At 71.1% G+C, this 24,025-nt stretch carries 21 protein-coding genes; 11 read left to right on the top strand and 10 right to left on the bottom strand.

Features of this window, described 5'->3' with window-relative positions:
* Positions 1 to 78: 78 nt before the first annotated feature.
* Positions 79 to 297, top strand: a complete 219-nt coding sequence (locus tag KBZ08_RS14335; RefSeq protein ID WP_043325524.1) for a Calvin cycle protein CP12 — start codon at positions 79 to 81, stop codon at positions 295 to 297.
* A 7-nt stretch (positions 298 to 304) separates the two neighbouring features.
* Here the strand turns inward: KBZ08_RS14335 and cgtA are convergent, their stop codons facing one another.
* Positions 305 to 1,297 (bottom strand): Obg family GTPase CgtA, encoded by a 993-nt coding sequence (gene cgtA, locus KBZ08_RS14330; RefSeq protein ID WP_254973837.1) that lies wholly within the window; start codon positions 1,295 to 1,297, stop codon positions 305 to 307.
* A gap of 64 nt (positions 1,298 to 1,361) precedes the next feature.
* Between cgtA and KBZ08_RS14325 the strand changes: the two genes are divergently transcribed.
* Complete coding sequence (locus tag KBZ08_RS14325; RefSeq protein ID WP_106222735.1) at positions 1,362 to 2,600, top strand: ABC transporter ATP-binding protein; 1,239 nt, start codon at positions 1,362 to 1,364, stop codon at positions 2,598 to 2,600.
* Between the two features lie 45 nt (positions 2,601 to 2,645).
* Here the strand turns inward: KBZ08_RS14325 and KBZ08_RS14320 are convergent, their stop codons facing one another.
* The 5 genes from KBZ08_RS14320 to KBZ08_RS14300 form a co-directional block, all read right to left on the bottom strand.
* Complete coding sequence (locus KBZ08_RS14320; protein WP_254973836.1) at positions 2,646 to 5,108, bottom strand: endonuclease MutS2; 2,463 nt, start codon at positions 5,106 to 5,108, stop codon at positions 2,646 to 2,648.
* The gene (locus KBZ08_RS14315; RefSeq protein WP_254973835.1) at positions 5,105 to 5,536 is read right to left on the bottom strand and encodes a VOC family protein; all 432 of its coding nucleotides are present in this window, start codon (positions 5,534 to 5,536) and stop codon (positions 5,105 to 5,107) included. The genes KBZ08_RS14320 and KBZ08_RS14315 overlap by 4 nt, the downstream gene beginning before the upstream one ends.
* 45 nt (positions 5,537 to 5,581) lie before the next feature.
* The gene (hemB, locus tag KBZ08_RS14310; protein ID WP_254973834.1) at positions 5,582 to 6,583 is read right to left on the bottom strand and encodes a porphobilinogen synthase; all 1,002 of its coding nucleotides are present in this window, start codon (positions 6,581 to 6,583) and stop codon (positions 5,582 to 5,584) included.
* Positions 6,584 to 6,661: 78 nt separating this feature from the next.
* Entirely contained in the window at positions 6,662 to 7,771 is a 1,110-nt protein-coding gene (locus KBZ08_RS14305) for a hypothetical protein (protein WP_254973833.1), read from the bottom strand.
* A gap of 59 nt (positions 7,772 to 7,830) precedes the next feature.
* On the bottom strand, positions 7,831 to 8,808 hold the full coding sequence (locus tag KBZ08_RS14300) for a J domain-containing protein (RefSeq protein ID WP_254973832.1): 978 nt from the start codon (positions 8,806 to 8,808) through the stop codon (positions 7,831 to 7,833).
* Positions 8,809 to 9,024: 216 nt separating this feature from the next.
* Between KBZ08_RS14300 and KBZ08_RS14295 the strand changes: the two genes are divergently transcribed.
* The 3 genes from KBZ08_RS14295 to KBZ08_RS14285 all read left to right on the top strand — a co-directional run bounded on the left by KBZ08_RS14295 (position 9,025) and on the right by KBZ08_RS14285 (position 10,383).
* Positions 9,025 to 9,444 (top strand): thioredoxin, encoded by a 420-nt coding sequence (locus KBZ08_RS14295; protein ID WP_219904473.1) that lies wholly within the window; start codon positions 9,025 to 9,027, stop codon positions 9,442 to 9,444.
* Positions 9,445 to 9,528: 84 nt separating this feature from the next.
* Positions 9,529 to 9,951, top strand: a complete 423-nt coding sequence (locus KBZ08_RS16670) for a PilZ domain-containing protein (protein ID WP_106222742.1) — start codon at positions 9,529 to 9,531, stop codon at positions 9,949 to 9,951.
* Positions 9,952 to 10,098: 147 nt separating this feature from the next.
* Entirely contained in the window at positions 10,099 to 10,383 is a 285-nt protein-coding gene (locus KBZ08_RS14285) for a DUF5666 domain-containing protein (protein ID WP_254973830.1), read from the top strand.
* A 28-nt stretch (positions 10,384 to 10,411) separates the two neighbouring features.
* On the opposite strand, the gene KBZ08_RS14280 is transcribed toward KBZ08_RS14285, so the two are convergent.
* Positions 10,412 to 10,789: a hypothetical protein gene (locus tag KBZ08_RS14280; protein WP_106222744.1), complete on the bottom strand. Its 378-nt coding sequence runs from the start codon at positions 10,787 to 10,789 to the stop codon at positions 10,412 to 10,414.
* Between the two features lie 168 nt (positions 10,790 to 10,957).
* Between KBZ08_RS14280 and KBZ08_RS14275 the strand changes: the two genes are divergently transcribed.
* The 4 genes from KBZ08_RS14275 to KBZ08_RS14255 all read left to right on the top strand — a co-directional run bounded on the left by KBZ08_RS14275 (position 10,958) and on the right by KBZ08_RS14255 (position 16,742).
* On the top strand, positions 10,958 to 12,211 hold the full coding sequence (locus KBZ08_RS14275; RefSeq protein WP_254973828.1) for a hypothetical protein: 1,254 nt from the start codon (positions 10,958 to 10,960) through the stop codon (positions 12,209 to 12,211).
* Positions 12,208 to 13,452, top strand: coding sequence for a mechanosensitive ion channel family protein (locus tag KBZ08_RS14270; protein WP_254973826.1), 1,245 nt, complete (start codon positions 12,208 to 12,210; stop codon positions 13,450 to 13,452). The genes KBZ08_RS14275 and KBZ08_RS14270 overlap by 4 nt, the downstream gene beginning before the upstream one ends.
* 399 nt (positions 13,453 to 13,851) lie before the next feature.
* A complete protein-coding gene (locus KBZ08_RS14260; protein ID WP_254973824.1) occupies positions 13,852 to 15,027 on the top strand; it encodes a class I SAM-dependent RNA methyltransferase in 1,176 nt (391 codons plus the stop codon).
* 68 nt (positions 15,028 to 15,095) lie between these two features.
* Positions 15,096 to 16,742 carry an alpha-amylase gene (locus KBZ08_RS14255; RefSeq protein WP_254973822.1) on the top strand — a complete coding sequence of 549 codons (1,647 nt, stop codon included), beginning with the start codon at positions 15,096 to 15,098 and terminating at the stop codon, positions 16,740 to 16,742.
* 30 nt (positions 16,743 to 16,772) lie between these two features.
* On the opposite strand, the gene KBZ08_RS14250 is transcribed toward KBZ08_RS14255, so the two are convergent.
* Entirely contained in the window at positions 16,773 to 17,261 is a 489-nt protein-coding gene (locus KBZ08_RS14250; protein WP_254973821.1) for a hypothetical protein, read from the bottom strand.
* Positions 17,262 to 17,451: 190 nt separating this feature from the next.
* On the opposite strand from KBZ08_RS14250, the gene KBZ08_RS14245 reads away from it, so the two are divergent.
* Positions 17,452 to 19,440: a S8 family serine peptidase gene (locus KBZ08_RS14245; RefSeq protein ID WP_254973819.1), complete on the top strand. Its 1,989-nt coding sequence runs from the start codon at positions 17,452 to 17,454 to the stop codon at positions 19,438 to 19,440.
* A 12-nt stretch (positions 19,441 to 19,452) separates the two neighbouring features.
* On the opposite strand, the gene KBZ08_RS14240 is transcribed toward KBZ08_RS14245, so the two are convergent.
* Both KBZ08_RS14240 and KBZ08_RS14235 read right to left on the bottom strand, forming a co-directional pair.
* The gene (locus KBZ08_RS14240; RefSeq protein WP_106222751.1) at positions 19,453 to 19,818 is read right to left on the bottom strand and encodes a phage holin family protein; all 366 of its coding nucleotides are present in this window, start codon (positions 19,816 to 19,818) and stop codon (positions 19,453 to 19,455) included.
* On the bottom strand, positions 19,815 to 20,291 hold the full coding sequence (locus KBZ08_RS14235) for a glycine zipper domain-containing protein (protein WP_219904476.1): 477 nt from the start codon (positions 20,289 to 20,291) through the stop codon (positions 19,815 to 19,817). Before KBZ08_RS14235 ends, KBZ08_RS14240 begins: the two co-directional genes overlap by 4 nt.
* 101 nt (positions 20,292 to 20,392) lie before the next feature.
* Between KBZ08_RS14235 and smc the strand changes: the two genes are divergently transcribed.
* Positions 20,393 to 24,004 carry a chromosome segregation protein SMC gene (gene smc, locus KBZ08_RS14230; RefSeq protein ID WP_254973870.1) on the top strand — a complete coding sequence of 1,204 codons (3,612 nt, stop codon included), beginning with the start codon at positions 20,393 to 20,395 and terminating at the stop codon, positions 24,002 to 24,004.
* Positions 24,005 to 24,025: the final 21 nt, after the last annotated feature.

The raw sequence follows: 24,025 nt of genomic DNA, 5'->3' as shown, positions 1-24,025 counted from the left end.
CCACAGGATGCGGCGATCCCCCGGCCCCGACCGTATGGTGTCTGCGGTGAGTTCCGACCCGTGACGGCCGGTTTTTGCATGAAGACGATCGACGATCACATCGAGAAGGACAAAGTCGAGATCGAATCGGCCAAGGCCGATGGCAATCTCGGCAAGGTGCGCCACCTCGAAGAGGAGCTCAAGGCCCTCAACGAGTACAAGGAGCACCACCCCGAGGACAACCACGACCCCACCCCCCTGGAGGTCTACTGCGACCTCAACCCCGAAGCTCCCGAGTGCCGGGTCTACGACGACTGATCGGGTCTCAGGCGATGCCCAGCTGGGCCCACACGGCGGCCAGCAGGGCATCGAGACCCTGGGAGGCCGCCGCAGAAATCACCAGCGGGGGCTCACCGACGTGGGCGCCGATGGCGGCCACCCGCTCCTCGAGTCCGGCGGCATCGCAGAGCTCCATCTTGTTGAGCACCACCAGGCGTGGCCGGTCGCTGAGGCCGTGGCCGTAGGCGGCGAGTTCCTCCTCCACCACCCTCAGATCCGCCATCACATCCTCCGCACCCGCATCCACCAGATGCAGCAACAGCCGGGTGCGCTCGATGTGGCGCAGGAAGTCATGGCCCAGCCCGGCGCCCCGCGCCGCCCCCGCGATCAGGCCGGGGATGTCGGCGAAGACGGTGCCGTCGCCGCTCGGGCGCCGCACCACCCCCAGGTTGGGCACCAGGGTGGTGAAGGGGTAATCGGCGATCTTGGGCCGGGCCGCCGAGAGCACGGCGATGAGGGTGCTCTTGCCGGCATTGGGCAGGCCGATGATCCCCACCTCGGCCAGCAGCTTGAGTTCCAGCTGCAGCAGCCATTCCTCCCCCTCCTTGCCCTCGGTGAACTTCTCCGGCGCCCGGTTGCGGTTGCTGAGGTAGTGGGCGTTGCCCAGTCCCCCCCGGCCACCGGCCGCCACCAGCAGTTCCTCGCCGGCGTTGGTGAGGTCCCCCAGCAGGATGCCGGTGCGGCAGTCGCGCACCTCCGTGCCGCAGGGCACCCGGATCGTCAGGGTGGAGGCACTCGCCCCGGTGGAGCGGTTCGGCCCGCCGCGGCGGCCATCGTCGGCGGCGAACAGGCGCCGGTACTTGAAGTCCAGCAGGGTCTGGAGGTTGGCATCGGCCACGAGGAGCACGTCACCGCCGCGGCCGCCGTCGCCGCCGGAGGGCCCGCCGGCGGGGACGTACTTCTCACGACGGAAGGCCACGATGCCGTCGCCGCCGCGGCCGGCGCGCACGGCGATGCGGGCCTGATCGATGAACTGCAAGGAAGGGGTTCGGCCGGGGCACGGATGAGGAACAACCCTAGGATCCCCCGGTTGCACCCCTGGTTTGGCCGAGGTCCGCTTCGAGAAGGTCGGCAAGACCTACCCGCCCCGTCGCGGCGGCAACCCGGTGGAGGTGCTGCGCCAGCTCGACCTGCACATCCAGGACGGTGAATTCCTCGTGCTGGTGGGCCCCTCGGGCTGCGGCAAGAGCACCCTCCTGCGCCTGCTGGCGGGGCTGGAAGCCACCACCGCGGGCGAGATCTACGTAGGGGAACGCCCCGTGAGCCGGCTGCGGCCGGCCCAGCGCGACGTGGCGATGGTGTTCCAGAGCTACGCGCTCTATCCCCACCTGAGCGTGGCCGACAACATCGGCTTCGGCCTGCGCCGCAGCCGCCACCGCAGCCTGCCCCAGCAGCTGCAGGACAGCCTGCACCGGGCCACCCGCGGCCTGCCGGCCCCCCTGCGGATCGATTCCGAGCGGGAGCGGCGCATCGCGGCCCGCATCGACGAGGTGGCCGCCACCCTGGAGCTGGAACCGCTGCTGGAGCGGCGGCCCAAGGAGCTCTCCGGGGGCCAGAAGCAGCGGGTGGCGCTGGGCCGGGCCATCGCCCGCCAGCCGGCGGTGTTCCTGATGGATGAGCCCCTCAGCAACCTGGACGCCAAGCTGCGCACCGGCACCCGCACCCAGATCGTGGAGCTGCAGCGGCGCCTGGGCACCACCACCCTCTACGTCACCCACGACCAGGTGGAGGCCATGACCATGGGCCACCGCATCGCCGTGCTGAACGAGGGCCGGCTGCAGCAGCTGGGTACGCCCATGCAGCTGTACCAGTGGCCCTCCAACCTGTTCGTGGCCCAGTTCATCGGCAGCCCGGCGATGAACCTGCTGCCGGTGGAGGTGGCCGGCTCCGCCCAGCTGCTGCTGGGGGGGCGGCGCTTCCCGGTGGAGGGGCCGATGGCCGAGCTGCTGGGCGACTGGATCGGCCACCGGATCACCGGCGGCCTGCGGCCGGAGCACCTGCGGCTCGCCCCCGCCACCAACCGCAACCTGGCGGCGGAGGTGAGCCACTGTGAGGCCCTGGGCAACGAACAGCTGGTCACCTGCCGGCTGCTGGAGGGCAGCCACCTGGTGCTGGTGCGGGCCACCCCGGACCAGAGCGTGACCGTGGGCCAGACCGTGCATCTGGATGTCGAACCCACGGGCTGGCGCCTGTTCGACGGGCTCGGGGCGGCCCTGCTGCCGGCCGAAGCCACCACGCCGCCGCCGCGGCAGGAACCCCAGCTGCCCGCCATCAGCCACTGAGCCAGCAGCCCCTGAGGATTCAGCCCCGGGCCGCCGGCAGAGGCTTCACTTCACCCAGACCACGCTGCAGCCGGGCCCCCCGTCCCCCTGCTCGGCATCGCTGACCCGCTCCACCCAGGCCAGGCCGGACAGCCACTCCCGCAAGCCCCGCTTGAGCTTGCCGGTGCCGATGCCGTGGATCACCCACACCGGCCCGTTGGCGCCACGCAGGCGCTCCTCCACCGCCGCCACGGCCTCATGCACCCGCAGGCCGCGCACGTCCACCGTGTTGCCCTCGGTGCGCACCTCGGGCCCGCGGCTGCCCGGGGACCGGCGGCTGCGGATCCGCACCTGGGGCGGCGGCTCGGGGGGTGCCGGCTTCTCGCCGTGCAGCCCCTCGATGGCGGCGAGTTCCACCGACAGGCGCAGCACGCCACAGCGGACGCTGAGCTCGCTGCCGTCGTCGGAGATCGCCAGCACCTCGGCCGCTTTGCCCAGGGCCAGCAGCCGGATGCGGTCGCCCACCCGGGGCCGCCAGCCGCCGTGGTCGCGCCGCTCCGGCAGGGGCCGGTGCTGCTGCTCGAGGCGCCGCAGCCGCTGGCCGGCCTGGCGGGCCGTCTCGCCGGCCACCCGCCCGCCGACGCGCACCTCCTGGCCCACCGAGCGCAGCCGCCGGATCAGCCGCCGCACCTCCCCCTGCCCCTCCCGGATTGACAGCTCCAGCCGCTGGCGGCGTTGCTCCTGCAGCTCCGCCGACTGCTCCTTCTGCTGCGACCAGCGCTGCAGCAGCTCCTCGTGCAGCAACTCGGTGCGGGCCAGCAGGGCCGCCGCCGCCTCGGCCGCCTCCTGCTGGCGCTGGCGCTCCTGCTCCAGCCCCTCGATCACCCGGTTGACGTCCCCCTCACCGCCGGGCTCCAGCTGGGCGGCGGCCACCGCCAGCACGGCGGGGTCGAGCCCCAGGCGGGAGGCGATCGCCAGGGCGTTGCTGCGGCCGGGGATGCCCCACTGCAGCCGGTAGGTGGGCGAGAGGGTCTCCACGTCGAAGGCCACCGACGCGTTCTCGAAGCGGGGATCGGCGTACTTGAGCGCCTTCAGTTCGCCGAAATGGGTGGTGGCGACGGTGAGGCGGGCACGGTCGGCGAGGTGGCGCAGCAGGGCGGCGGCCAGGGCGCTGCCCTCGGTGGGATCGGTGCCGGCCCCCACCTCATCGAGCAGCACCAGGGAGGCCGGACCCAGGGGCAGGGCCGTCCCCTGGGCGGAGGCCGCTCCTGCCGGCAAGGCCGCCAGAATCCGGGCGATGCGGCGGATGTGGCCGCTGAAGGTGGAGAGGTTCTGCTGCAGCGACTGCTCGTCGCCGATGTCGGCCAGCACCTGGCCGCACCAGGGCAGCCGGGGGGTGCCGGCGCAGGGCAGGAACAGGCCGGCGCGGGCCATCAGGGCCGCCAGCCCCAGGCTCTTGAGGGTCACCGTCTTGCCGCCGGTGTTGGGGCCCGTGATCGCCACCACCCGCAGCTCCGGGCCCACCCGGATGGTCACGGGCACCACCGGCCGGCCGCCCTCGCGCCGCTCCTGCCAGAGCAGCAGGGGATGGCGCAGGTCGCAGAGCTCGAAGGGGGCGTCGGCCGATTCGGCCAGCTCGGGCCGCACCGCCCCCAGCCACTGGCCGTAGCGGGCCCGGGCCAGTCCCGCATCGATCCGCACCAGCACCTGCTGGAGGTGGTCGAGGGGTTCGGCCTGTGCGCCCACCAGGGCACTGAGCTCACTGCGCACCTGCCGCTCCAGCTCCCGCTCCTGGCCCTCGGCATCCCGGATGCGGTTGCCCAGGGGAATCACCGCCTGGGGTTCCACGTACACCGTGCTGCCGGAGGCGGAACTGTCGTGCACCAGGCCCCCCACCTGGGCGGCGGCGCTGGCCTTCACCGCCAGCACCGGCCGACCGCCCCGCTCGCTCACCACCGTGTCCTGGAGCAGGGAGGCGTAGCGGCGCACCAGCTCCTGCAGCCGATCGCGCCGCTCGCCGCGCAGACCCAGCAGCTGGCGCCGCACCGCCTCCAGGGGGCCGCTGGCCCGGTCCGCCACCCGGCCCCCCTCCTCCAGACAGAAGTGGAGCCGCTGCTCCAGCTCCGGCAGGGTGCGCAGTTCGGCCACCAGGGCCGTGGTGACGGGCCGCAGCTCCGGATCCTCGATCTGGCGCCGCAGCCGCCGCGCCGTCGCCAGGGTCGCGGCCACGGCCAGCAGCTCCTCGCCGCCGGCGCAGCCCCCCTTGGCACAGAGGACCACGGTGGCGGCGATGTCTCCGGCCCCCTGCAGGCTCAGGCCCCCCTCACAGAGGCCGTCGAGGGCCAGCAGCTCGGTGGTTTCCAGCAGCAGGCGGCGGCTTTCGGCCGGGCGATCGGGCAGGCCGAGGCCGGTGCAGTGGCGACGGCCGGCGGCGGTGCTGGCAAAACCGGCCAGATGCTCCGCGAGCCGGGGCCACTCCAGCAGCTCCAGCGTGTCCTGGTGGATCTCGCTCACAGGGGGTGCGCTCACCCCGCCGGAGCCAGGGTGGTGGAGGTGGAGGTAGGGGCGGGGGCGGGGATGGCGTCAGCACCCACGTTGGAGGGGATGCCGGCGGGGGGCTCGTAGAGCATCTCCAGCCAGTTGCCGTCCGGATCCTGCAGGTAGAAGGAGGCAGTGCCGTCGCGGTGGTCGTGGACCGGACCCACCCGGTGGCCCGCCGCCTCGAGCCGGTCGTGCACCGCGTCCACCTCGGCGCGGTCCCTGAAGTGGAAGGCGAAGTGGGGGCCGGCGGCGGTGTAGCCGGGGCTGAGCAGGGCGATGCCGTCGCCGTTGGCGGGTGACTGCATGTAGGCCCAGTCCTGGGCATCCCAGGTGAGGCGCAGCCCCAGCCCCTCGTAGAAGCGCTTGGCACGCTCCATGTCCTGGACCCGCACCGCCACGTGGCCGAGACGCGTCATGGGAGGTGGCAGCGACGGTTCATCGGACCATTCAAGCGGTGCGGCTCAGCCGTCGCGCAGCCACTGGGCGGCGTCGCAGGCGTGGTAGGTGAGGATCAGGTCGGCGCCGGCCCGCTTGAAGCAGAGCAGGGTTTCCAGCACCACGGCCCGCTCGTCGATCCAGCCCCGCTCGGCGGCGGCCTTGACCATGGCGTACTCGCCGCTGACGTTGTAGGCGGCGATGGGCAGCTCGCTCTCGCCCCGCAGGCGATGGATCACGTCGAGGTAGGCCAGGCCCGGCTTCACCATCAGGATGTCGGCCCCCTCCTGTTCATCGAGAAGGGCTTCGGTGAGGGCTTCGCGGCCGTTGGCCGGGTCCATCTGGTAGGTGCTCTTGTCCTTGGGGATGGGCTTGGTGCTCAAGGCCCGGGGGGCGGAATCCAGCGCTTCGCGGAAGGGGCCGTAGTACGCGGAGGCGTACTTGGCGGTGTAGCTGATGATCCCGACGTGCTCGAAGCCCTCCTCGTCGAGGGCCTCGCGGATCGCCCCCACCCGGCCATCCATCATGTCGCTGGGGCCGATCAGATCGGCTCCGGCCCGGGCCTGGGCCACCGCCTGGCGACACAGCAGGGTGACGGTCTCGTCGTTGAGCACCACCCCTTCGCTGCTGACGATGCCGTCATGGCCGTCGCAGGAATAGGGATCGAGGGCCACATCGGTCATGATCGCCATGGCGGGATGCTCCTGCTTGAGCCGCCGGATCGCCCGGGGAATCAGGCCGCCCTCGTTGAAGCACTCGCTGCCGTCCTCGGTCTTGAGCCCGTCGGCCACCTTGGGGAACAGCACGACGCAGCGGATGCCCAGGTCCCAGGCCCGGCCCACCTCCGCCACCAGCCCCTCCAGGCTCCAGCGCTGGGCGCCGGGCATGGCGCCGATGGGCTCGTTGGATGCGCCCTCGTGGACGAACAGCGGATAGATGAAATCGGCGGCACTGAGCTGGAACTCCCGCACCATGGCCCTCAGGGCCGGCGTGCGGCGCAGGCGACGGGGACGATACGTGAGATCCATGCCGTGATGAACAGTTTGGCGATCCTAAAGCCCCGGCTTCCGGAGATAGCGCCACCGCCCGGAACGGCACCGCTGCCTTCAGGCAAGCCACGCCCAGATGGCGATCAGGACAAAGCCGGCACAGGCCGTCAACTGGAAGACCCGATCCATGCGGTTGATCCTGCGCAAAGCACCGGTACGCTTCTGCTCACTGGCTTCTGAGTAGACGTTCGTACCCCAGAGAAACAGCACAAACAGCACCAGGGAGACGATGTAGGAATAGGCATAGAGACAGTCCAGGAACGTGAGGTAGCTCAACGACGGCAACTCAGCCTTGTAGGACTGCTGGAGAAAGATCAGCGTCAGCAGAGCCGTGGAGGGGATGGCCAGCCTGACATCCCCCAGCTCCCCCACCAGTGAGGGCGCCAGAAGGACAATCAGCATCACGATCAGCAACGGAAGGATCCAGGTCACGAAGCTGGAGAACAGATCACTCCGCATCACCACTTCCGCAGCCAATCTGGAGTAGTCGAGATCCCCCTGACCCATCCCCCAGTCGGTTCCATAGGAATGGCTGGAGGAGACAAATCTCACATCCTCAATATCATAACCATTGATTGTTGCATAGGCCCCAATCTGACTGCTCCTCGAATCACCATCATGAACAAGAACGACGTTCTTATTCTGGCGGGCGAACGCATCAGGAACCACCTCAAAGAGGATCGGCAGAATCAATCGCTCAAACGGCGATCTCTTCAGATCGACAACCGGAATATAGAAGCTGGCGGAATAGCGAAAAAGCTGATAGAAGCGATCGCCCGGTCGGGCCACCGGCGTCGGGGTATCCGCCTGAATCTGGGCCGAAGAGGAATTGACCTGGTTCGTGAGCTCCACCAACTGCAGCGCCGTGATGCCCTGCTTCTCCAGCAGCTCCTGAACCTCCTTCGGCCACTCCAGCCAGTAGAAGCCCTCGGCGTTGAACATGCGCTGCCGCAACGACAGGCTGTGGAGATTTTCGATGTAGGAACCGAGCGTCACGGCATACCCGCTGCCCCGGGCCAGCTCGGTGCGGGGGTCCACCCGGATCGTCTCCTCCTGGACCAGCTCCCGCGGCATCGGTCCGCGGTCGGGTGCCAGCGTCCGGACGGCCACCAGAACACCGATCAGGAGCACGACCAGCCCCAGCCACCACCGACGCCGTTGACCCATGGCCCCGTAAGCCGCCGCTGGGTTCACTCTGGGGGATCACCAGCGGGAGCGGCTGGCTCCTAGAGGGCCGCGGCGCTGATCCAGTCCTTGCGGGGGTCGACGCTGCGGGCCTGGCGCAGCTGCTCGAGCAGGTCCCGCTCCCGGGGGCTGAGGCTGTCGGGCAGCTTCAGGGTCGGGGTGAACAGCAGATCCCCCCGGCCGTCCCTCACCGGCCAGCCCTTGCCCTTGAGCCGCAGGCTGCGGCCGAGGGTCATGCCCGGGGGGACCTGGATGGTGGCTTCGCCATCGGGGGTGGCCACGCGCACCTCACCCCCCAGGGCCAGTTCGTCGAGGCTGAGGGGAAGCTCGGCCCGCAGCTGGTCGCCGTCGAGACGCCAGACGGGGTGGGGCTGGAGCTTGAGGGTGAGGTAGAGGTCCCCGCGGCGCCCCGTGCCGGGCTGCAGGTTGCCCTTGCCCTTCAGCCGCAGGCGGCTGCCATCCTTGACACCGGAGGGAATGCGCACCTGCACCCGTTCCTCGTTGACGGCGAGGGTGCGCTCGCAGCCGCGGAAGGCATCGGCCACCGGCAGGCTGATGGTGGCCTCGGCGTCGAGCTGCACCTGGGTGGCGCGTTCGGCGCCGGCAGCACCGAAACCGGAGCCGAAGCCACCGGGGAAGCCGCTGCCGAAACCGAAACCGCCGGGCGCTCCGCCCGCGGCACCGCCTCCGAAGCGTCCCAGCAGATCATTGATGAAGTCGTCGAAGTTGCCGTAACGGCCGAAGTCGACATCGACGCCGGGGGCGCCGCCGCCACCGCCGCCCATCTGGTTCCAGTACTGGCCGAACTGCTCATAGCGACGGCGCTTCTCGGGATCGGAGAGCACTTCATAGGCTTCGCTGATCTCCTTGAAGCGGGCCTCGGCGGAGGCGTCGCCGGGATTCACATCCGGGTGGTACTGGCGGGCCAGCTTGCGGAAGGCCCGTTTGATGCCGTCGGCATCGGTGCCCCGTTCCACCCCCAGAACCTTGAAGTAATCGCGGTAACCGTTCACGCTCATCTCGTCTCGCTCATTTCGCCAGGGCGCCCGGTCACCGTCGAACCTGGGAATTGTCCCAGTCCCGTCGCTGAATTCACAGGCCCGGGCAGGGCGGAAGCCCGTACGGCACAGGGGGGCGGCAGCGGAGGGGCGGCCTAGATTTCCGGCCCCTTCGGCCGCTCGATGCGCACCCCTTGTCCCCCCCGATCGCCCCGGCGGTCTTCGGCCCCGACCCTGTTGCTGCTGGGTGGACTGTCCGCCCTGGCAGGAGGGCTGCTGAGTTTCAGCACCCCGGCCCACGGCGGCCAGGCCGGCGCCTCCACCACCCCCACCCTCGGCGAGGCCCTGGCCCCCTCCAGCGGCGATCAGCTGGAGCTGACCGAGCACCTGCGGCGGATCGGGGCCGTGTTCTACGGCGCCTGGTGGTGCCCGGCCTGCTTCCGCCAGAAGAGCCTCTTCGGCCAGCAGGCGGGGGACCGGCTGCCCTACGTGGAGTGCGACAAGACCAGCGAAGGCCGGGAACGCTGCCAGGCGGCCGGCATCAAGGCCTACCCCACCTGGGTCCTGGGGAGCAACCGGGTGGAGGGGGTGCAGACGCTGGAGGAACTGAAGCGCTGGAGCGGCTTCCGCCAGGCACCGGGAACGGGTAACCCCTGAGGGTGGTGAGGGTGCTGCAGAGCACCCGGAAAACCACCTGTCCACTGTCACTGTGAAGGGGGAGATCACAGGTAGACGGGAGGAATGATTTTGGTAGAGTCTGTAAACCACTTCTGCAGAACACTGAAACCCGTCTGGAGCCAATCTCCTCTCCCCAGGGACATGAAGGAGTCACGACTTCCCGTTCGAGAACCCAAATTTTCAGCGCCCTTTTTTCAGATCCTCATTAAAGTCGAGGTGTTTTTTCAGGATCATTGTTATTCCGGCCATCTCTGGGATGTGAGCCGTTCCGGCGCCTGCATCCGCAGCTTTCAGCAGGTTCCCATGGGAACCCCTGCCCAGATTCGCTTCCACGATCCCAGCGATGGTGAAGTCATTGAGGCCAGGGGCGAGCTGATCTGGATGAACCAGCTCAGGGGTGCCCACTATTCGGGCCTCAGGTTTGAAGAGGGTTTCGACATCTCCAAGACATTTCTCAGACTCCTGATCAAGGCGGACGAGTCCTGATGCCTCAACGCCGCCCTCCGGCGGCTCAGGCATGTCAAGACATGACGGCAGCGGGCGCGAGTCACATCCGGTCATGGATGCCCGCTGCGGCCACAGCGTCGAAATCCATACGATCCGGTGGTCCCCGTCGCTTGACGACAAGCAGCCATGAGCCTGCTCCATCACACCCTCGCCGCCAGCCTCCTGCTCGGCACGGTCGCCACGCCTGTACTGGCCGATTCCTCCGATTCCCTCAAAGGCAAGATCCAGTCGGTCGATGCCGGCCGACGCTCCTTTGTCGTCGGGGGCCAGACGCTGCTCACCAATGCGTCCACGGACTACGACGATGGCCTGAAGAGCTTCGCCGATCTCAAACCGGGGATGAAGGTGAAAGTGGAGCACTCCCAGCGTGGCGGCACCCGTTTCGCGAAGGAGATCGAGCTGGACGACTGAGGCCTCCCGGCCTGACCCGCCCGCCCCGTCAGCGCCGGTACATGCCGGCGCCGGGCGCCCCGTAGCCGAGCCCGGGGCGAACCCCGGCCCCGGAAGCGGGCCCGCCGAGACCACCGGGATTGCCCTCCGGCCCCCGCTCCAGGCCCGCCCCGGCCTCACCGAATCCGGCCCCGGGCAACACCCCGGCGCCGGAGGCCGGCCCGCCCACGCCCCCGGCCCCCACACCCGGTTCCCGGTCCAGGCCGGCACCGGCCGCTCCGAAGCCGGCGCCGGGGGCCACCCCCGCGCCGGAGGCCGGCCCGCCGAGCCCGCCGGGGTTGGGCCGGGCCAGGCTGATGCCGGGGAGGGCCAGGCCGATGGCCACCGCTGCAAGGGCCGGAAGGATGGGGAGCTGGAAGCGTTTCATCGCCGGCCATGCACAGGAGACCCTCGTCCTAGCAAGGTCGACGCCCCACACCCGTACCTGCACGGGTGGGTTGGAGGGCGGCTCCTAGAGTCATCCTTTGGGCCCCGGGTCCATGACCGGCACAGCTGATCGGCGCCGGCGTCCCCCGGGCCACGGCCCCTGCAGGCCATGAACGCAGCCCGGCCGGCCATGAACGGCGCCCGCCGGCTCCTGTGGCTGGTGCTGCCGCTCAGCCTGCTTTCGGGCTGCGGCCCCGCTCCGGAGGAGCTGAGGGGAACGGCCTATCTCGCCATCAGCGTCGAAGGCGACCAGCCGTTGACCAAGGCGATCCTTCAGGAGGAGGTCCTGCAGGCCCAGGCGATCGTGGCGGCTTTCCGCCAGCTGCACCCCCGCGTGGCGATCGAGACCAACCTCCTGCGGGAGAGCGCCTTCCTCGAGGAGGTGCGTCGCCGGCAGGCCGCCGGTCTCGGCCCCGATCTGATGCTGGTGGCGGGCTCCACCGCCCACGCCCTGGTGGAGGCCGATCTGGCGCGGGGCCTGGAGCTGCCCCAGGCCGCACGCCGCCAGGTGGACACCGATTCCCTGCAGCGGCTGGCGATCCCGCCCCGGGGTCTGGCGGGGCTGCCGATTCTGAGGCGACCGCAGCTCGCCTGCTTCAACCGCACCCGGCTGGCCTCCAGCCCCGCCAGCACCGACGCCCTGCTCAGGGAGGCCCGCGGGGGGGTGCGGGTGGGGCTGGCGGTGGAATCGCGCAGCCTCTTCTGGAGCACGGGTCCCCTGGGGGCGGATCGGGCGATCATCGCGGCCGCCGCCGGGCGCCCCCTGGCGGCCGGTGAACGGGAGGGGCTGCAGCGGTGGCTGGCCTGGCTCTCGGCCGCCAACTTCAACCAGAAGGTCTTCATCGAGCCCGACCAGGAGGCGCTGGTGCAGGGTCTGCTGGAGCGGCGCCTGGACTGGATCCCCTGCAACAGCGGCAGCCTCAGCCGGCTGCGCGGCAGCCTGGGGAACGCGCTCGGTGTGAGCGACCTGCCCGCCGGACCCTACGGGCCGCCCACACCGATCACGCGGCTGCGGGTGCTGGCCTTCGGCAGGGACTCCACGGCCCGGCAGCGGAACGTGGCGGAGGCCCTGGCCGTGTTTGCGCTGAACCCCTGGATTCAGAGCACCCTGACCAGCGACAACCAGGACATGCTGCCCACCAATCGCTTCGTCCCACCCTCGGCGCTGCACACCCCGGTGCTCAAGGCGATGCAGCGGTCGGTGCGGCAGGCGGACGCCAGTGACGCCATCTCCCGGCTGCTGCCCGCCGGCGATCCGCGCGACCGTGCCCTCAGTCGCCTCGTGACGGCGGTGGCCTTCGGCGAGATCACGGCAACGGAAGCCACCGGGGCCGTGGTCCAGGCCCTGGATCCCCGGCCATGAACGACCTGCTCGGCCAGATGGTCGGCTGGCTGCCGATGCTGGGCCGGCCCCAGGTCCTGCTCCAGCTCGCCCTGGTGGCCCTGGCCGTGGCCGGGGGTCGCCTGGCGGGTCACCGTTTCGGGCCGACCGGCCGGCCAGGGGCCTTCGAACTCGGCGCCACCGCCGCGCTGGCCGCCCTCGGCTGGGGGCTGCTGGCCATCGCGCGCCAGCCGACGGCCCTGGCCATCCTGCTGATCGCCGTCGTGGCCGGCCTGCAGGTGTCGGAGCTGGTGCTGCGTCGGGCCGAGCGCTGGCTTCCCGAGGATCAGATCCAGCCGCTGCGCCATCTGCTGATCCGTCCGTTCCTGTTCGGCGGACTGCTGTGGGCGCTGATCGAAGAGCTGGACACCCGCGCCGAACTGGCCCTGATCCCCCTGGGCCGCTGGATGGGCGCGAACGTGAATGTGGGCGACGTGACGCGGCTGGTGGTGGTGCTCTACCTGCTGCTGGTCGCCTCAGGGCCGCCGTCGCTGGGGGTGGCCTGGCTGCTGAAGCGGTGCTTTGCCCTGGAGCGGGTCAGTGCGCGCGCCATCGGCCTGATGGTGCGCTATGCGGTGATCAGCCTCGGAACCGTGGCCCTGCTGGAAACGATCGGCTTCAACAGCACCGCCCTGCTGGCCATCGCCGGGGGGCTGTCGGTGGGCCTCGGCTTCGGCGTCAAGGAGGTGTTCGGCAACTTCGTCAGCGGCCTGTGGCTGCTGTTCGAAGGCTCCCTGCGGCCGGGCGACATCATCGCCCTCGATGGCGAGTTCTGCGAGGTGCGCCGTCTTGGCCTGCGGGCCACGCGGCTCTGGCGCGACCGTGACAACGCCGAGCTGGTGATTCCCAACCAGACCTTCTTCAACTCCAGCACGGTGGAGTTCAGCGTCGGCCGCACCCGCTTCCTCACCCAGATCGCCATCTGCGTCGATGCCGGCCAGCCCGCCACCACGATCCTGGCCCTGCTGGAGGAGATCGCCGCCGGGGTGCCTGGCGTGGAGAGCCATCCGCCCCCGAAGGCCTACGTACAGGGGGTGGGGGACCGCGGCGGCGATTACGTGCTGAAGTTCTGGATCCACAGCCCCTTCGCCAACCGGATGATCTGCAGCGCCGTGATGGCGGCGGCCATCGAGCGGTTCCGGGAGCTGGGCATCAGCCTGCCGTTCCCCCGCCTGATCGTGGAGCGCGCCAGGACCGAGCCGCCGGGAGGATCCTCCGGATGATCGGAAGGGCCCTTCCAGGCCCCATGGGTCATTTGGGTGACAAGGCTGACCTCACCCCGTCTCCGTTAAGAGTGTCAGGCAGCCACGGGGGCGGCTTGACGGGAGAAACGAACGATGTTGTTCGCTGTTACGGGTTCGCTCTGACCGAGCAGGCTTCAGTCACCCTCCTCATGCCCCGTCGAAACCATTGCAGCCCCGGGATGACGCACCGCCGGCGGGGCGGTGGGTCGGGGGAATGGAGCTGAGCGGAATCGAACCGCTGTCCGAGACACTGGTGTGGACCACCTAGTTCGTCCGAAGACGAGCCTTCCCATCCTGCCACCTCCCTGCCGGCGCAGCCGCGGCCACAGGCGGTGGGCATCCCCGTACAGGGGGACCGCCAGCCAGCAGCATGGGGCGATGGCCAGCCCCTCCCGCTTCGACGTCATTGCCGTGGTGCCCCCGGGGCTGGAGGAGCCGGCGGCGGCGGAACTGACAGCCCTGGGCGCCCATGAGGTGCGCCCCCTGCGGCGCGCTGTGGGCCTGCGGGCCGATGCGGCCACCTTCTACCGCCTGCACCTGCAGGCCCGGCTGCCATTCCGCTTCCTGCGCCAGCTGGCCCGCTTCCCCTGCCGCGGCCGCGAGGAGCTCTACGACGGCGTGCAGCACGCCGCCGACTGGGAGCGCTGGCTGCCGCCCCAGCTGAGCTTCCGGGTGGAGGCCAGCGGCAGCGTGCCCGGCCTCACCCACAGCCACTACAGCGCCCTGCAGGTCAAGAACGCCCTGGTCGACCGCCAGCGCCAGGTGTGGGGATCGCGCTCCTCGGTGGACCTGGACGATCCCGACCTGGTACTGCACCTGCACCTCAGCCCCGGCCGGCCCGGCGGCAGCGGCCCCGAGGCGGTGCTGAGCCTCGATGGCGGCGGCGCCAGCCTGCACCGGCGCGGCTACCGGGCCGCCATGGGCCTGGCCCCCCTCAAGGAGAACCTGGCCGCCGGCCTGATCGCCCACACCGGCTGGGACGGGAGCGTGCCCCTGGCCGATCCATTCTGCGGCTCCGGCACCCTGCTGATCGAGGCCGCCTGCGGGGCCCTCGGCCGTGCCCCCGGCCTGGAGCGCAGCTTCAGCCTGGAGCGCTGGCCCGATTTCGATGCCGCCCTCTGGCAGCGGGAACGGCAGGCCGCCCAGGACCTGGCCCGCACCAGCCTCCCCGATGGGGCGCCCCTGGCGGCCGTGATGGGCATGGAGCGGGATCCGGCCGTGCTGGCCATGGCCCGCAGCAACGCGGCGGCGGCCGGTGTGGCCGACTGGGTCGAGCTGCAGGAGGGGGACTGCCGCGATTTCCGCCCCCCGGAATCCCCCGGGGTGCTGGTGTGCAACCCGCCCTACGGGGACCGGCTCGGTGCGGACGACGACCTGGAGGCGCTCTACGGCGATCTGGGTCGGATGGTGAAGGAGCGCTGCAGCGGCTGGACCCTGTGGCTGCTGAGCGGCAATCCCGCCCTTACGGGGGCCCTGCGGATGAAGGCCAGCCGGCGGGTGCCCGTGAGCAACGGCGGCATCGACTGCCGCTGGCTCCGCTACGACATCCGCTGAGGGGCGCCACAGCAGCTCCCCTCCAGCACTGCTAGCGGTGGGTCCTGCCTCCGCCGCCGCCAGCCCCCATGGCCTCACTTTTTGAAGCGCTCAAGCAGGACGTGCTGGCCGTGGAGAGGGATCCGGCCCTCGACACCGGCCAGGCCACGATGGCCCTCATGCGGGAGTGGCTGGCCTGCCACGAACCGGAGATCTGCGCCCGCAAGCTGGCGGCGCCGACGGAGTTCAACGGCACGCTGATGCAGTGGTTCCACTGGTACAGCGACGGCGACGGCGGCCACTGGCGGCGGCTGCGCCAGGAGGCGCCGGCCCTGGCCCGGGCGGGCATCACCGCCCTGTGGCTGCCGCCGGCGGGCAAGGGGGGCAGCGTCTGGGACGTGGGCTACGGCACCTACGACCTGTTCGACCTGGGCGAATTCGACCAGAAGGGCACGGTGCGCACCAAGTACGGCACCAAGCAGGAGTATCTGGAGGCGATCGAGGCCTGCCACGCCGCCGGGATGCAGGTGTATGCCGATGTGGTGTTCAACCACAAGATGAACGCCGACGAGCAGGAGCAGTACCGGGCCACGCCCTGCGACCCCGCCGACCGCAACCGGCCCCTGGGGGAGGAACGCACGATCAGCGCCTGGACCCGCTTCCGCTTCGACGGCCGCGGCGATCGCTATTCGTCGATGCAGTGGCACTGGCACCACTTCGACGCGGTGGATCACAACACGCTCGATCCGGGGTTCCGGGCCGTGTGGCGCACCCAGGGGGCCGGCTTGGAGGGCAACGTCGATCTGGAGAAGGGCAACTACGACTACCTGATGGGCAGCGACCTCAACGTGAACCATCCGGAGGTGCGCGGTGAGCTCAAGCACTGGGGCCGCTGGAGCCTCGACCACGTGGGGGCGGACGGCTTTCGGCTGGATGCGATCAAGCACATCGCCAGCGATTTCTTCCTCGACTGGATCAGCGATCTGGAGACCCACGCCCAGCGTGATCTGTTCGTGGTGGGTGAGTACTGGACGTACAACATCGAAAGCCTGCACTGGTACGCGGCCAACACCGGCGGCCACATGAGCCTGTTCGATGCGCCGCTGCACATGAACTTCCACCAGGCCAGCCGCAGCGGAGGCAACTACGACATGCGCCGGCTGCTCGACGGCACCCTGATGCAGCAGCTGCCGCTGCTGGCGGTGACCCTGGTGGACAACCACGACACCCAGCCGCTGCAGGCCCTGGAATCGGTGGTGGAGGCCTGGTTCAAACCCCTCGCCTACGCCGTGATCCTGCTGCGCGACCAGGGCTATCCCTGCATCTTCCATGCCGACTACTACGGCGCCGAGTACACCGACAGGAAAGGCGGCCAGGAGTACCGGATCGTGCTGCCCAGCCACCGCTTCCTGATCGACCGTTTTCTGCTGGCCCGCGGCCACTGCGCCTATGGCCCCCAGTACGACTACCTCGACCACGTCAACACCATCGGCTGGACGCGCCTGGGCACCCCCGGCCACCCCGGGGCCCTGGCGGTGCTGATGAGCGACGGGGCGGCCGGCCACAAGTGGATGGAGGTGGGCAAGCGCCACACCACCTTCCGCGACCTGACCGGGCACATCCGGACGCCGATCACCACCAACGGCGACGGCTGGGCGGAATGGCATTGCCCGGGGGGCTCGGTGTCGGTGTGGGTGGAGGAGGCGGCGCTGGCGGCGATGGGTGTGAGCCTCTGACGCCCGGGCGGGCCTGGCGTGGGCGTGGGGCTACCGCTGGCCCCGCGCCATCAGCAGCTGGGGCTCGACGCTCGCGACGCCCTCCAGCTGCCGCAGCCGCGCCACGCACCCCAGGGCCTCGGCCAGATCGCCATGGCGGGCCCGCAGCCAGGCGGCCTCGGGGGCATGGTCGGGCACGGCGACGATGCGGCAGCCCGCCTGCTCCAGGGCGGCGCGGTGGGCCTGCGCCGACTCCCCGGGCCGGAAGCGAATGAACAGCTGGCCGGTGGGAACGGCCAGGGCCCCTGTGCCGGGCTGGGCATAGACCGGGCTGAGCGACTGGCCCGCGGCCAGGGGGCCGGCGGGGGCTCCGGGCAGCACGGCGATGGCTTCGGGCTCAAACGTCAGCAGCCCCTCGGCCCTGGGCAGGGGCTCCCCGTGCAGGGCGTACCAGCCCGGTTTCTGCTCGAAGACCACGGCCTCTGGCGAGCCGACGAGGATCCGCCGGGGGAAGGCGTCGAAGGATGTCGCGGGGCCCATGCTGGTGATGGCCTGACTCCCACACCGCGACCAACGGACGCTAGCCAGGCGCCCATTAGCGCCAGCGGGTCCCAGCTCTGAAGAAGGGTGAAGATTCCACCGGCCTGTGACGGCAGATCACGTCCTGTTCCGGCGGCTTGAATCCGCCAGCTGATGCGCGGAGAGTGATCGCCGCAGCGATGGCAGCGCGATGGTTCAGGTTCGCTATGGCGGCAAAGATGCGGCCCCCTACGGCCTCGATGTCAGCGACAATCACCTCGTGGTGCGCACCCTCGACCGCCAGGCGGTGATGCCGGAGCGACCCTTCGAAGCCTCACCGGTCAGCGCCGAGGCCCATCGTCTTCTCGCCCAGTTCGAGAGCGTCACGCGCTTCCGTGAGGCGGGGGTCGAACTGCTGGGCACGAAGCTCCCCCAGGCCGATGGGGCCCTGCGCGATGCCGCCCGCAGCCTGCTCAAGGCAGAGCCCGGCATCGACTTCGCCGGCCGCGTTCTGGTCGATGCCAACGGCAGGCCCGTGGTCTATACGGAGAATCTGTTCGTCAAGTTCGACTACGACGCGGAGACCGAGGCCTGCGAGGGCCTGCTGCAGCGCCTGGGCCTCACCATCAAGCGTGGCCTCAGCTATGCCCGCAACGCCTACTTCGTGGCGGCTCCAGGCAACAGCGGGCTGGCGGTGTTCGACATCGCCGAGACCCTGCTGGCGGAGGAGAGCGTCGCCCTGTGCCACCCGGAGCTGGTGGGCCCCAGCCGCCAGCGCCGCCAGGCCTTCCCGCCCGAGTGGCATCTCAAAGCCACCGCCGTCAACGGCCGGCTCGTCGACGCCCATGCCGAGGTGGAGGCGGCCTGGTCCCTCAGCGACGGCACCGGGGCGATCATCGCGGTGGTGGACGACGGCTTCGACCTGGACCACGAGGAATTCCGCTCCTCCGGCAAGATCGTCGCCCCGCGGGATGTGACCCGCCAGAGCGGCGATCCCCGCCCCGGCCGCGGCGACGACCACGGCACGGCCTGTGCCGGTGTGGCCTGCGCCAACGGCCAGTTCGGCGCCACGGGGGTGGCCCCCGGCGCCCGGCTGATCCCGATCCGGCTGGCCTCCGGCCTGGGCTCCCAGGCGGAGGCCGACGCCTTTGTATGGGCGGCCCGCAACGGCGCCGATGTGATCTCCTGCAGCTGGGGGCCGCCGGACGGGGCCTGGTGGGACCCCAACGACCCGGCCCACCGCCAGGTGGTGCCCCTGCCGGATTCCACCCGGCTGGCGATCGACTTCGCCACCACCCAGGGCCGCGGCGGCAAGGGCTGCGTGGTCCTGTTCGCGGCCGGCAACGGCAACGAGAGCGTCGACAACGACGGCTATGCCAGCTACGGCAGGGTGATCGCCGTGGCGGCCTGCAACGACCAGTCCAGACGGAGCGCCTACAGCGACTTCGGCCGGGCCGTGTGGTGCAGCTTCCCCAGCAGCGACGGCCGCCCCTCCCTCACCCCCGGCATCTGGACCACCGACCGCTCCGGGGTGGCGGGCTACAACCAGGGCAGCCCCCAGAAGGGCGACCAGGCGGGCCACTACACCAATTCCTTCGGCGGCACCTCCAGCGCCTGCCCCGGCGTGGCCGGGGTGGCGGCCCTGGTGCTGGCCCGCAATCCGGCCCTGCGCTGGGACCAGGTGCGGGACATCCTGCGCCAGGCCTGCGTCCGCATCGACCCCACGGGTGGCAACTACGACGCCAGCGGCCGCAGCCCCTTCTACGGCTACGGGCGGGTGAGTGCCCGCCGGGCGGTGGAGCTGGCCCGCCCGCCCCAGCCGGCGGCGGCTCTGGTGTTCCAGGCGGTGCAGGACGTGCCGATCAACGACTTCCAGACCGCCACCCTCACCCTGCCGGTCGCCGCCCCGGGCCCGCTGCAGTCGATCCGGGTGGCGGTGGATCTCGACCACACCTACATCGGCGATCTGGTGGTGCGGCTGCTGCCGCCGGCGGCCCTGGGGGCCACCCCGGTGGTGCTGCACGACCGCTCCGGAGGCGGCACCGACAACCTCAAGGTCACCTACGACGCCGTCAACGCCCCCGCCCTGGCGGCCCTGAAGGGCAAGGACCCCAGCGGCACCTGGACCCTGGAGGTGTCCGACACCGCCCGGGCCGACCGGGGCACCCTGCGCAGCCTGCGGCTCGAGATGGGCTTCTGAACCTGGCAGACCTCAGAACTTGCCGGTGATCGCCCGGGTGGTGCGCATCAGCCCGGCGGTGGTCTCCGGCAGGTAGGGGCCCTTGAGCATCTGGCCGCCGATGCGCAGGCTGATTCCGGCCAGCACCAGGTCGATGGTGGCCACGGCCGCCGCGGCCTGCAGCCAGCTGAGTCGGAAGGCCTCGCGGATCCAGAGCAGCAGCACCAGCTCCGCCGCCACCAGCGCCAGGGTCATCAGGGTGAGGCCCAGGCCCAGCATCACCCCGCCGCCCACCAGGCGCCGCTTTTCCTTATCGGCCTCCTGCAGGGCGATGCGGACGTGCAGGTCCATCACCGAGGTGATCAGGGCCGTGACCCGGCTGAAGTTCGGACCGGTCATGCCGAACGCCGACCCGAGGAGAGCAGCAGTCCCACCAGCACCCCCACGCCGGCGGCGATGCCGAGGGCCATCAGGGGCCGCTCCCGCACCGGCTTCTCGATCCGGGGCCGCAGGGTGGTGTTGAGGTCATCAAGCAGGTGCTCGAGCTGCTCCTCCAGGGGCCGCAGCGCATCCACCACGTGGCCCGCCTGCTCGCCGGTGACGTTGACCAGATCCAGCAGTTGCTGCTTGACGCCGGCACTGGTGACCCCGCTCTGGCGGCTGATCACCTCCACCACGTGGTCGAAGCTGCCCCGGGTGGCCTCCAGGGTATGGCGGGCCACCTCGGGCCACTCCTTCTGAATGCTGGGCAGCAGGCTCTCGAAGCGTTCCCGGAACTGGTTCTGCACCTGCTGGGCATCACCGGACCCAGCGGGCTCAGGAGCCGCCATCCGGGCCGGCTCCGCGGGGGGATGGGAGGTGTCCGTTTCCATGGGGAATCAGGTGGTGATGCCGTTGTGGCTTCACCGTAGAGAGGGCGACTTGAGTTCGTCAGTACCTCGGCTAGGGTGCAGCAGCTTGATGCATGAGCCAATTGGTTCACATCAATCAAGTCGAGCTCACGCACTTCAAGTCCTTCGGCGGGTCGATGACCATCCCGCTGGAGGAGGGGTTCACGGTGGTGACGGGGCCGAACGGGTCCGGCAAGAGCAACATCCTCGATGCGGTGCTCTTCTGCCTCGGCCTGGCCACCAGCCGCGGCATGCGGGCCGAGCGGCTGCCTGATCTGATCAACAGCGCCGTGCTGCGGGAGGGGAAGGCCGCCGAAACCAGCGTCACCGTGCGCTTCGACCTGGGCGACTGGCAGCCGGATGCGGCTGAGGAGGGGCTGGACGTCCCCGAGCAGGGCCCCTGGCTGCGGCGGGGCCAGCGGCAATGGAGCGTCACCCGGCGGCTGCGGGTGGCCCCCGGCGGCACCTACAGCAGCAGCTTCAGCGCCGATGGGGTGCCCTGCAACCTGCAGCAGCTGCAGACCCAGCTGCGGCGCCTGCGGGTCGACCCGGAGGGCAGCAACGTCGTCATGCAGGGCGACGTCACCCGCATCGTCTCGATGAGCGCCCGCGACCGGCGCGGCATCATCGACGAGCTGGCCGGCGTCGCCCTGTTCGACTCCCGCATCGAGCAGAGCCGGGCCAAGCTCGATGAAGTGGTCGAACGGCAGGAGCGCTGCCGCATCGTCGAGCAGGAACTGCTGGCCGCCCGCCAGAAGCTCGAACGCGACTGCGCCAAGGCCCGCACCTACCAGGAGCTGCGGGAGCGCCTGCACCAGGGGCGCCTGCAGGAGCAGGTGCTGGCCTGGGAGGAGGCCCGCGCCCATGGCCTGGCCCTCGCGGGCCGCCTGGAGCGCCTCGACCACCAGCAGGAGGAGGAGCGGCAGGCGATCGCCGCCGGCGAGGCCGAGGTGGTCGCCGCCGCCGCCGCCCTCGAGCAGCTGCAGGCGGAGGTGAAGACCCTGGGCGAGGACCAGCTGCTGGCGGTGCAGGCCGAACTGGCCGGCCTCGAGAGCAGCGGCCGTGAGCTGGCCCGCCAGGCGGAGCAGCACGGCCAGCAGGCCGAGGAGCTGCAGCGCCGCCGCCAGCAGCTGCAGCAGAACCAGGGGGAACTGCGCCGGCAGCAGCAGGAGCTTGGCGCGGGGGACGACGACGGCGCCATCGACCGCGCCGAGGCCCTCTGCCGGGACGCCGAAGCCGCAGTGGAGCTCTCCCGGCGCCGCCTCGGGGAGGTGGCCGGACGTTCCGGCAGCTGGCTGGAGGAGCAGCAGGAACGCAGCCGCCGGCGCCAGGAGCTGCAGCAACGGCTCGCCCCCCTGCTGGCCGAACGCCAGCAGCTGGAGGAACGGCTGCGGCAGGCGGGCGAACGGCTCGAGGAACTCGGCGGCGAGGAGCTCCAGGAGGACGCGGCCCACGCGGAGGCCGCCGCCGCCCTGGAGGCCCTGAGCGGCCAGGAGCAGGCCCTGCGCGCCGCCCTGGAGGAACGCCAGGGGCAGGCCCGGGAGCTGGCCGAGGCCCTGGCCCTGCAGCAGCGCACCCGGGCGCGGCTGGAGCAGGAGCAGACCAGCCTGGAGCGGGAGATCGCCCGCCTCGACAGCCGCCGCGAGACCCTGCAGGAGAGCCGCGGCACCGGCGCCCTGCGCCTGCTGCTGGAGGCGGGGCTGGAGGGGATCCACGGCTCGGTCGCCCAGCTGGGCGAGGTGGAGGAGCGGCTGCGGGTGGCCCTGGAGGTGGCGGCGGGGGGGCGCCTGGCCCAGGTGGTGGTCGAGGACGACCGCATCGCCGCCCGGGCGATCGAGCTGCTCAAGAGCCGCCGCGCCGGTCGCCTCACCTTCCTGCCCCTCAACCGCATCCGGGGGGGCAGTGGCGGCGGCTCGGGGGGGGCGGCCCTGCAGCGGGGAACCGCCGGCGGCGGTGGCGGGGCCGGCGGGCTGGTGGGGCGGGCGGTGGATCTGATCCGCCACGAGCCCGTCTACACCGACGTGTTCCGCTACGTCTTCGGCGACACGCTGGTGTTCGCCACCCTCGCCGACGCCCGCCGGGAACTGGGCCGCTGCCGGGCCGTGACGCTGGAAGGAGAGCTGCTGGAGAAGAGCGGCGCCATGACCGGCGGCAGCCTGCAGCAGCGCTCGGGCCAGCTGGGCTTCGGCCGCAGCGGCGACGGCGACGAGGCCGAGCCGCTGCGCCAGCGGCTGCTGGAGCTGGGGGAGAGCCTGCTGGCCAGCCGCCGCCGTGAAGCCGAGCTGGGCCGGAGCCTGGAGGAGGCTCGGCCGGGCCTGCTGGAGCTGCAGCAGCGCCAGGCCGCCCTCCAGGCCGAACGCAGCGCCGCCGAGCGCACCCTGGCCCCGCGGCAGCAGCGCCGCGACCAGGTGGCCGGCCGGCGGCGGCAGCTGCAGGAGGCCCACCGGGCCGACCGCGGCCGGATGGAGGTGCTCGACCAGACCCTGCCCCCCCTGCGCCAGGCCCTGGCGGAGCTGGAGGAGGCCGAGCGCGCCGCCAGCGGCAACGACGACAGTGCCCGCTGGCAGGGGCTCCAGGGCGAGCTGGAGCGGGCCGACCGGGCCCTGGTGGAGGCCCGTCGCCAGCGGGATGAACTGGAGGCGGCACGGCGCGACCGGGCCCTGGGGGCGGAGCGGCTGGGCAGCCAGCTGGAGGCCCTGGCCGGGGAGGAACGGCGGCTGGTGGAGGCGGTCCAGGCCCTGGTGGCCGAACGCCAGCTCTGGAAGGAACGCCAGCAGGCGGAGCAGGAGCGCCGCACCCTGCTGGAGCGCCAGCAGAGCGAGCTGCAGACCCGCTTCGGCGAGCGGCGCCGCGCCCGGGACGGGGCCGAAGCCCACCTGGCCGGCCGGCGGCAGGCCCTGCAGCAGCGCCAGTGGGAACTGCAGCGGCGCCAGGAGGAGCGGCTGGCCCTGGCCGAGGAGCAGCGCAGCCACGGCCTGCGGCTGGCCCAGATGGAACGGGAGCTGCCCGACCCCCGCCCGGAACTGCCCGAGGAGGTGCGCGAGGCCGGCCTGGAGGCCCTGCAGCAGAGCCTGCGCAGCCTGCAGCAGCGCATGGAGGCCCTGGAGCCGGTCAACATGCTGGCCCTCGAGGAGCTGGAGCAGCTGGAGCAGCGGCTGGCCGACCTGGACGACCGGCTGGAGGTGCTCAGCAAGGAGCGGGAGGAACTGCTGCTGCGGATCGAGACCGTGGCCACCCTGCGCCAGGAGGCCTTCATGGAGGCCTTCCGGGCCGTCGACGGCCATTTCCAGACGATCTTCGCCGGCCTCTCCGACGGCGAGGGCCACCTGCAGCTGGAGAACCCCGAGCAGCCCCTCGAGGGTGGCCTGACCCTGGTGGCCCACCCCAAGGGCAAGGCGGTGCGGCGGCTGGCCTCGATGTCGGGTGGTGAGAAATCCCTGACCGCCCTCAGCTTCCTGTTCGCCCTGCAGCGCTTCCGTCCCTCGCCCTTCTATGCCCTCGACGAAGTCGACAGCTTCCTGGACGGGGTGAACGTGGAGCGGCTGGCGGCCCTGATCGCCGCCCAGGCGCACCAGGCCCAGTTCATGGTGGTCAGTCACCGCCGGCCGATGATCGCCGCGGCCACCCGCACCATCGGCGTCACCCAGGCCCGCGGCTCCCATACCCAGGTGGTCGGTTTGCCGCCGGCGGCCTGAGCCGACCGCGTGGGCCACAAT

The organism is Cyanobium sp. Candia 9D4 (genome assembly GCF_024346155.1).
GTDB lineage: Bacteria > Cyanobacteriota > Cyanobacteriia > PCC-6307 > Cyanobiaceae > Cyanobium > Cyanobium minutissimum.
Note: the sequence above shows the minus strand (reverse complement) of the source record. Positions and strands in the feature narration are given on the sequence as shown.

Excerpts from the sequence above, each read along its gene's own strand:
- KBZ08_RS14305 (WP_254973833.1), bottom strand. The coding sequence starts at position 7,771 with ATGGGTCAACGGCGTCGGTGGTGGCTGGGGCTGGTCGTGCTCCTGATC.
- KBZ08_RS14315 (WP_254973835.1), bottom strand. The coding sequence starts at position 5,536 with ATGACGCGTCTCGGCCACGTGGCGGTGCGGGTCCAGGACATGGAGCGT.
- KBZ08_RS14250 (WP_254973821.1), bottom strand. The coding sequence starts at position 17,261 with ATGGGCCCCGCGACATCCTTCGACGCCTTCCCCCGGCGGATCCTCGTC.
- KBZ08_RS14255 (WP_254973822.1), top strand. The coding sequence starts at position 15,096 with ATGGCCTCACTTTTTGAAGCGCTCAAGCAGGACGTGCTGGCCGTGGAG.
- KBZ08_RS14300 (WP_254973832.1), bottom strand. The coding sequence starts at position 8,808 with ATGAGCGTGAACGGTTACCGCGATTACTTCAAGGTTCTGGGGGTGGAA.
- KBZ08_RS14235 (WP_219904476.1), bottom strand. The coding sequence starts at position 20,291 with ATGGAAACGGACACCTCCCATCCCCCCGCGGAGCCGGCCCGGATGGCG.
- KBZ08_RS14280 (WP_106222744.1), bottom strand. The coding sequence starts at position 10,789 with ATGAAACGCTTCCAGCTCCCCATCCTTCCGGCCCTTGCAGCGGTGGCC.
- KBZ08_RS16670 (WP_106222742.1), top strand. The coding sequence starts at position 9,529 with ATGATTTTGGTAGAGTCTGTAAACCACTTCTGCAGAACACTGAAACCC.
- KBZ08_RS14260 (WP_254973824.1), top strand. The coding sequence starts at position 13,852 with ATGGCCAGCCCCTCCCGCTTCGACGTCATTGCCGTGGTGCCCCCGGGG.
- KBZ08_RS14270 (WP_254973826.1), top strand. The coding sequence starts at position 12,208 with ATGAACGACCTGCTCGGCCAGATGGTCGGCTGGCTGCCGATGCTGGGC.
- KBZ08_RS14245 (WP_254973819.1), top strand. The coding sequence starts at position 17,452 with ATGGTTCAGGTTCGCTATGGCGGCAAAGATGCGGCCCCCTACGGCCTC.
- KBZ08_RS14240 (WP_106222751.1), bottom strand. The coding sequence starts at position 19,818 with ATGACCGGTCCGAACTTCAGCCGGGTCACGGCCCTGATCACCTCGGTG.
- KBZ08_RS14335 (WP_043325524.1), top strand. The coding sequence starts at position 79 with ATGAAGACGATCGACGATCACATCGAGAAGGACAAAGTCGAGATCGAA.
- KBZ08_RS14275 (WP_254973828.1), top strand. The coding sequence starts at position 10,958 with ATGAACGCAGCCCGGCCGGCCATGAACGGCGCCCGCCGGCTCCTGTGG.
- KBZ08_RS14285 (WP_254973830.1), top strand. The coding sequence starts at position 10,099 with ATGAGCCTGCTCCATCACACCCTCGCCGCCAGCCTCCTGCTCGGCACG.
- hemB (WP_254973834.1), bottom strand. The coding sequence starts at position 6,583 with ATGGATCTCACGTATCGTCCCCGTCGCCTGCGCCGCACGCCGGCCCTG.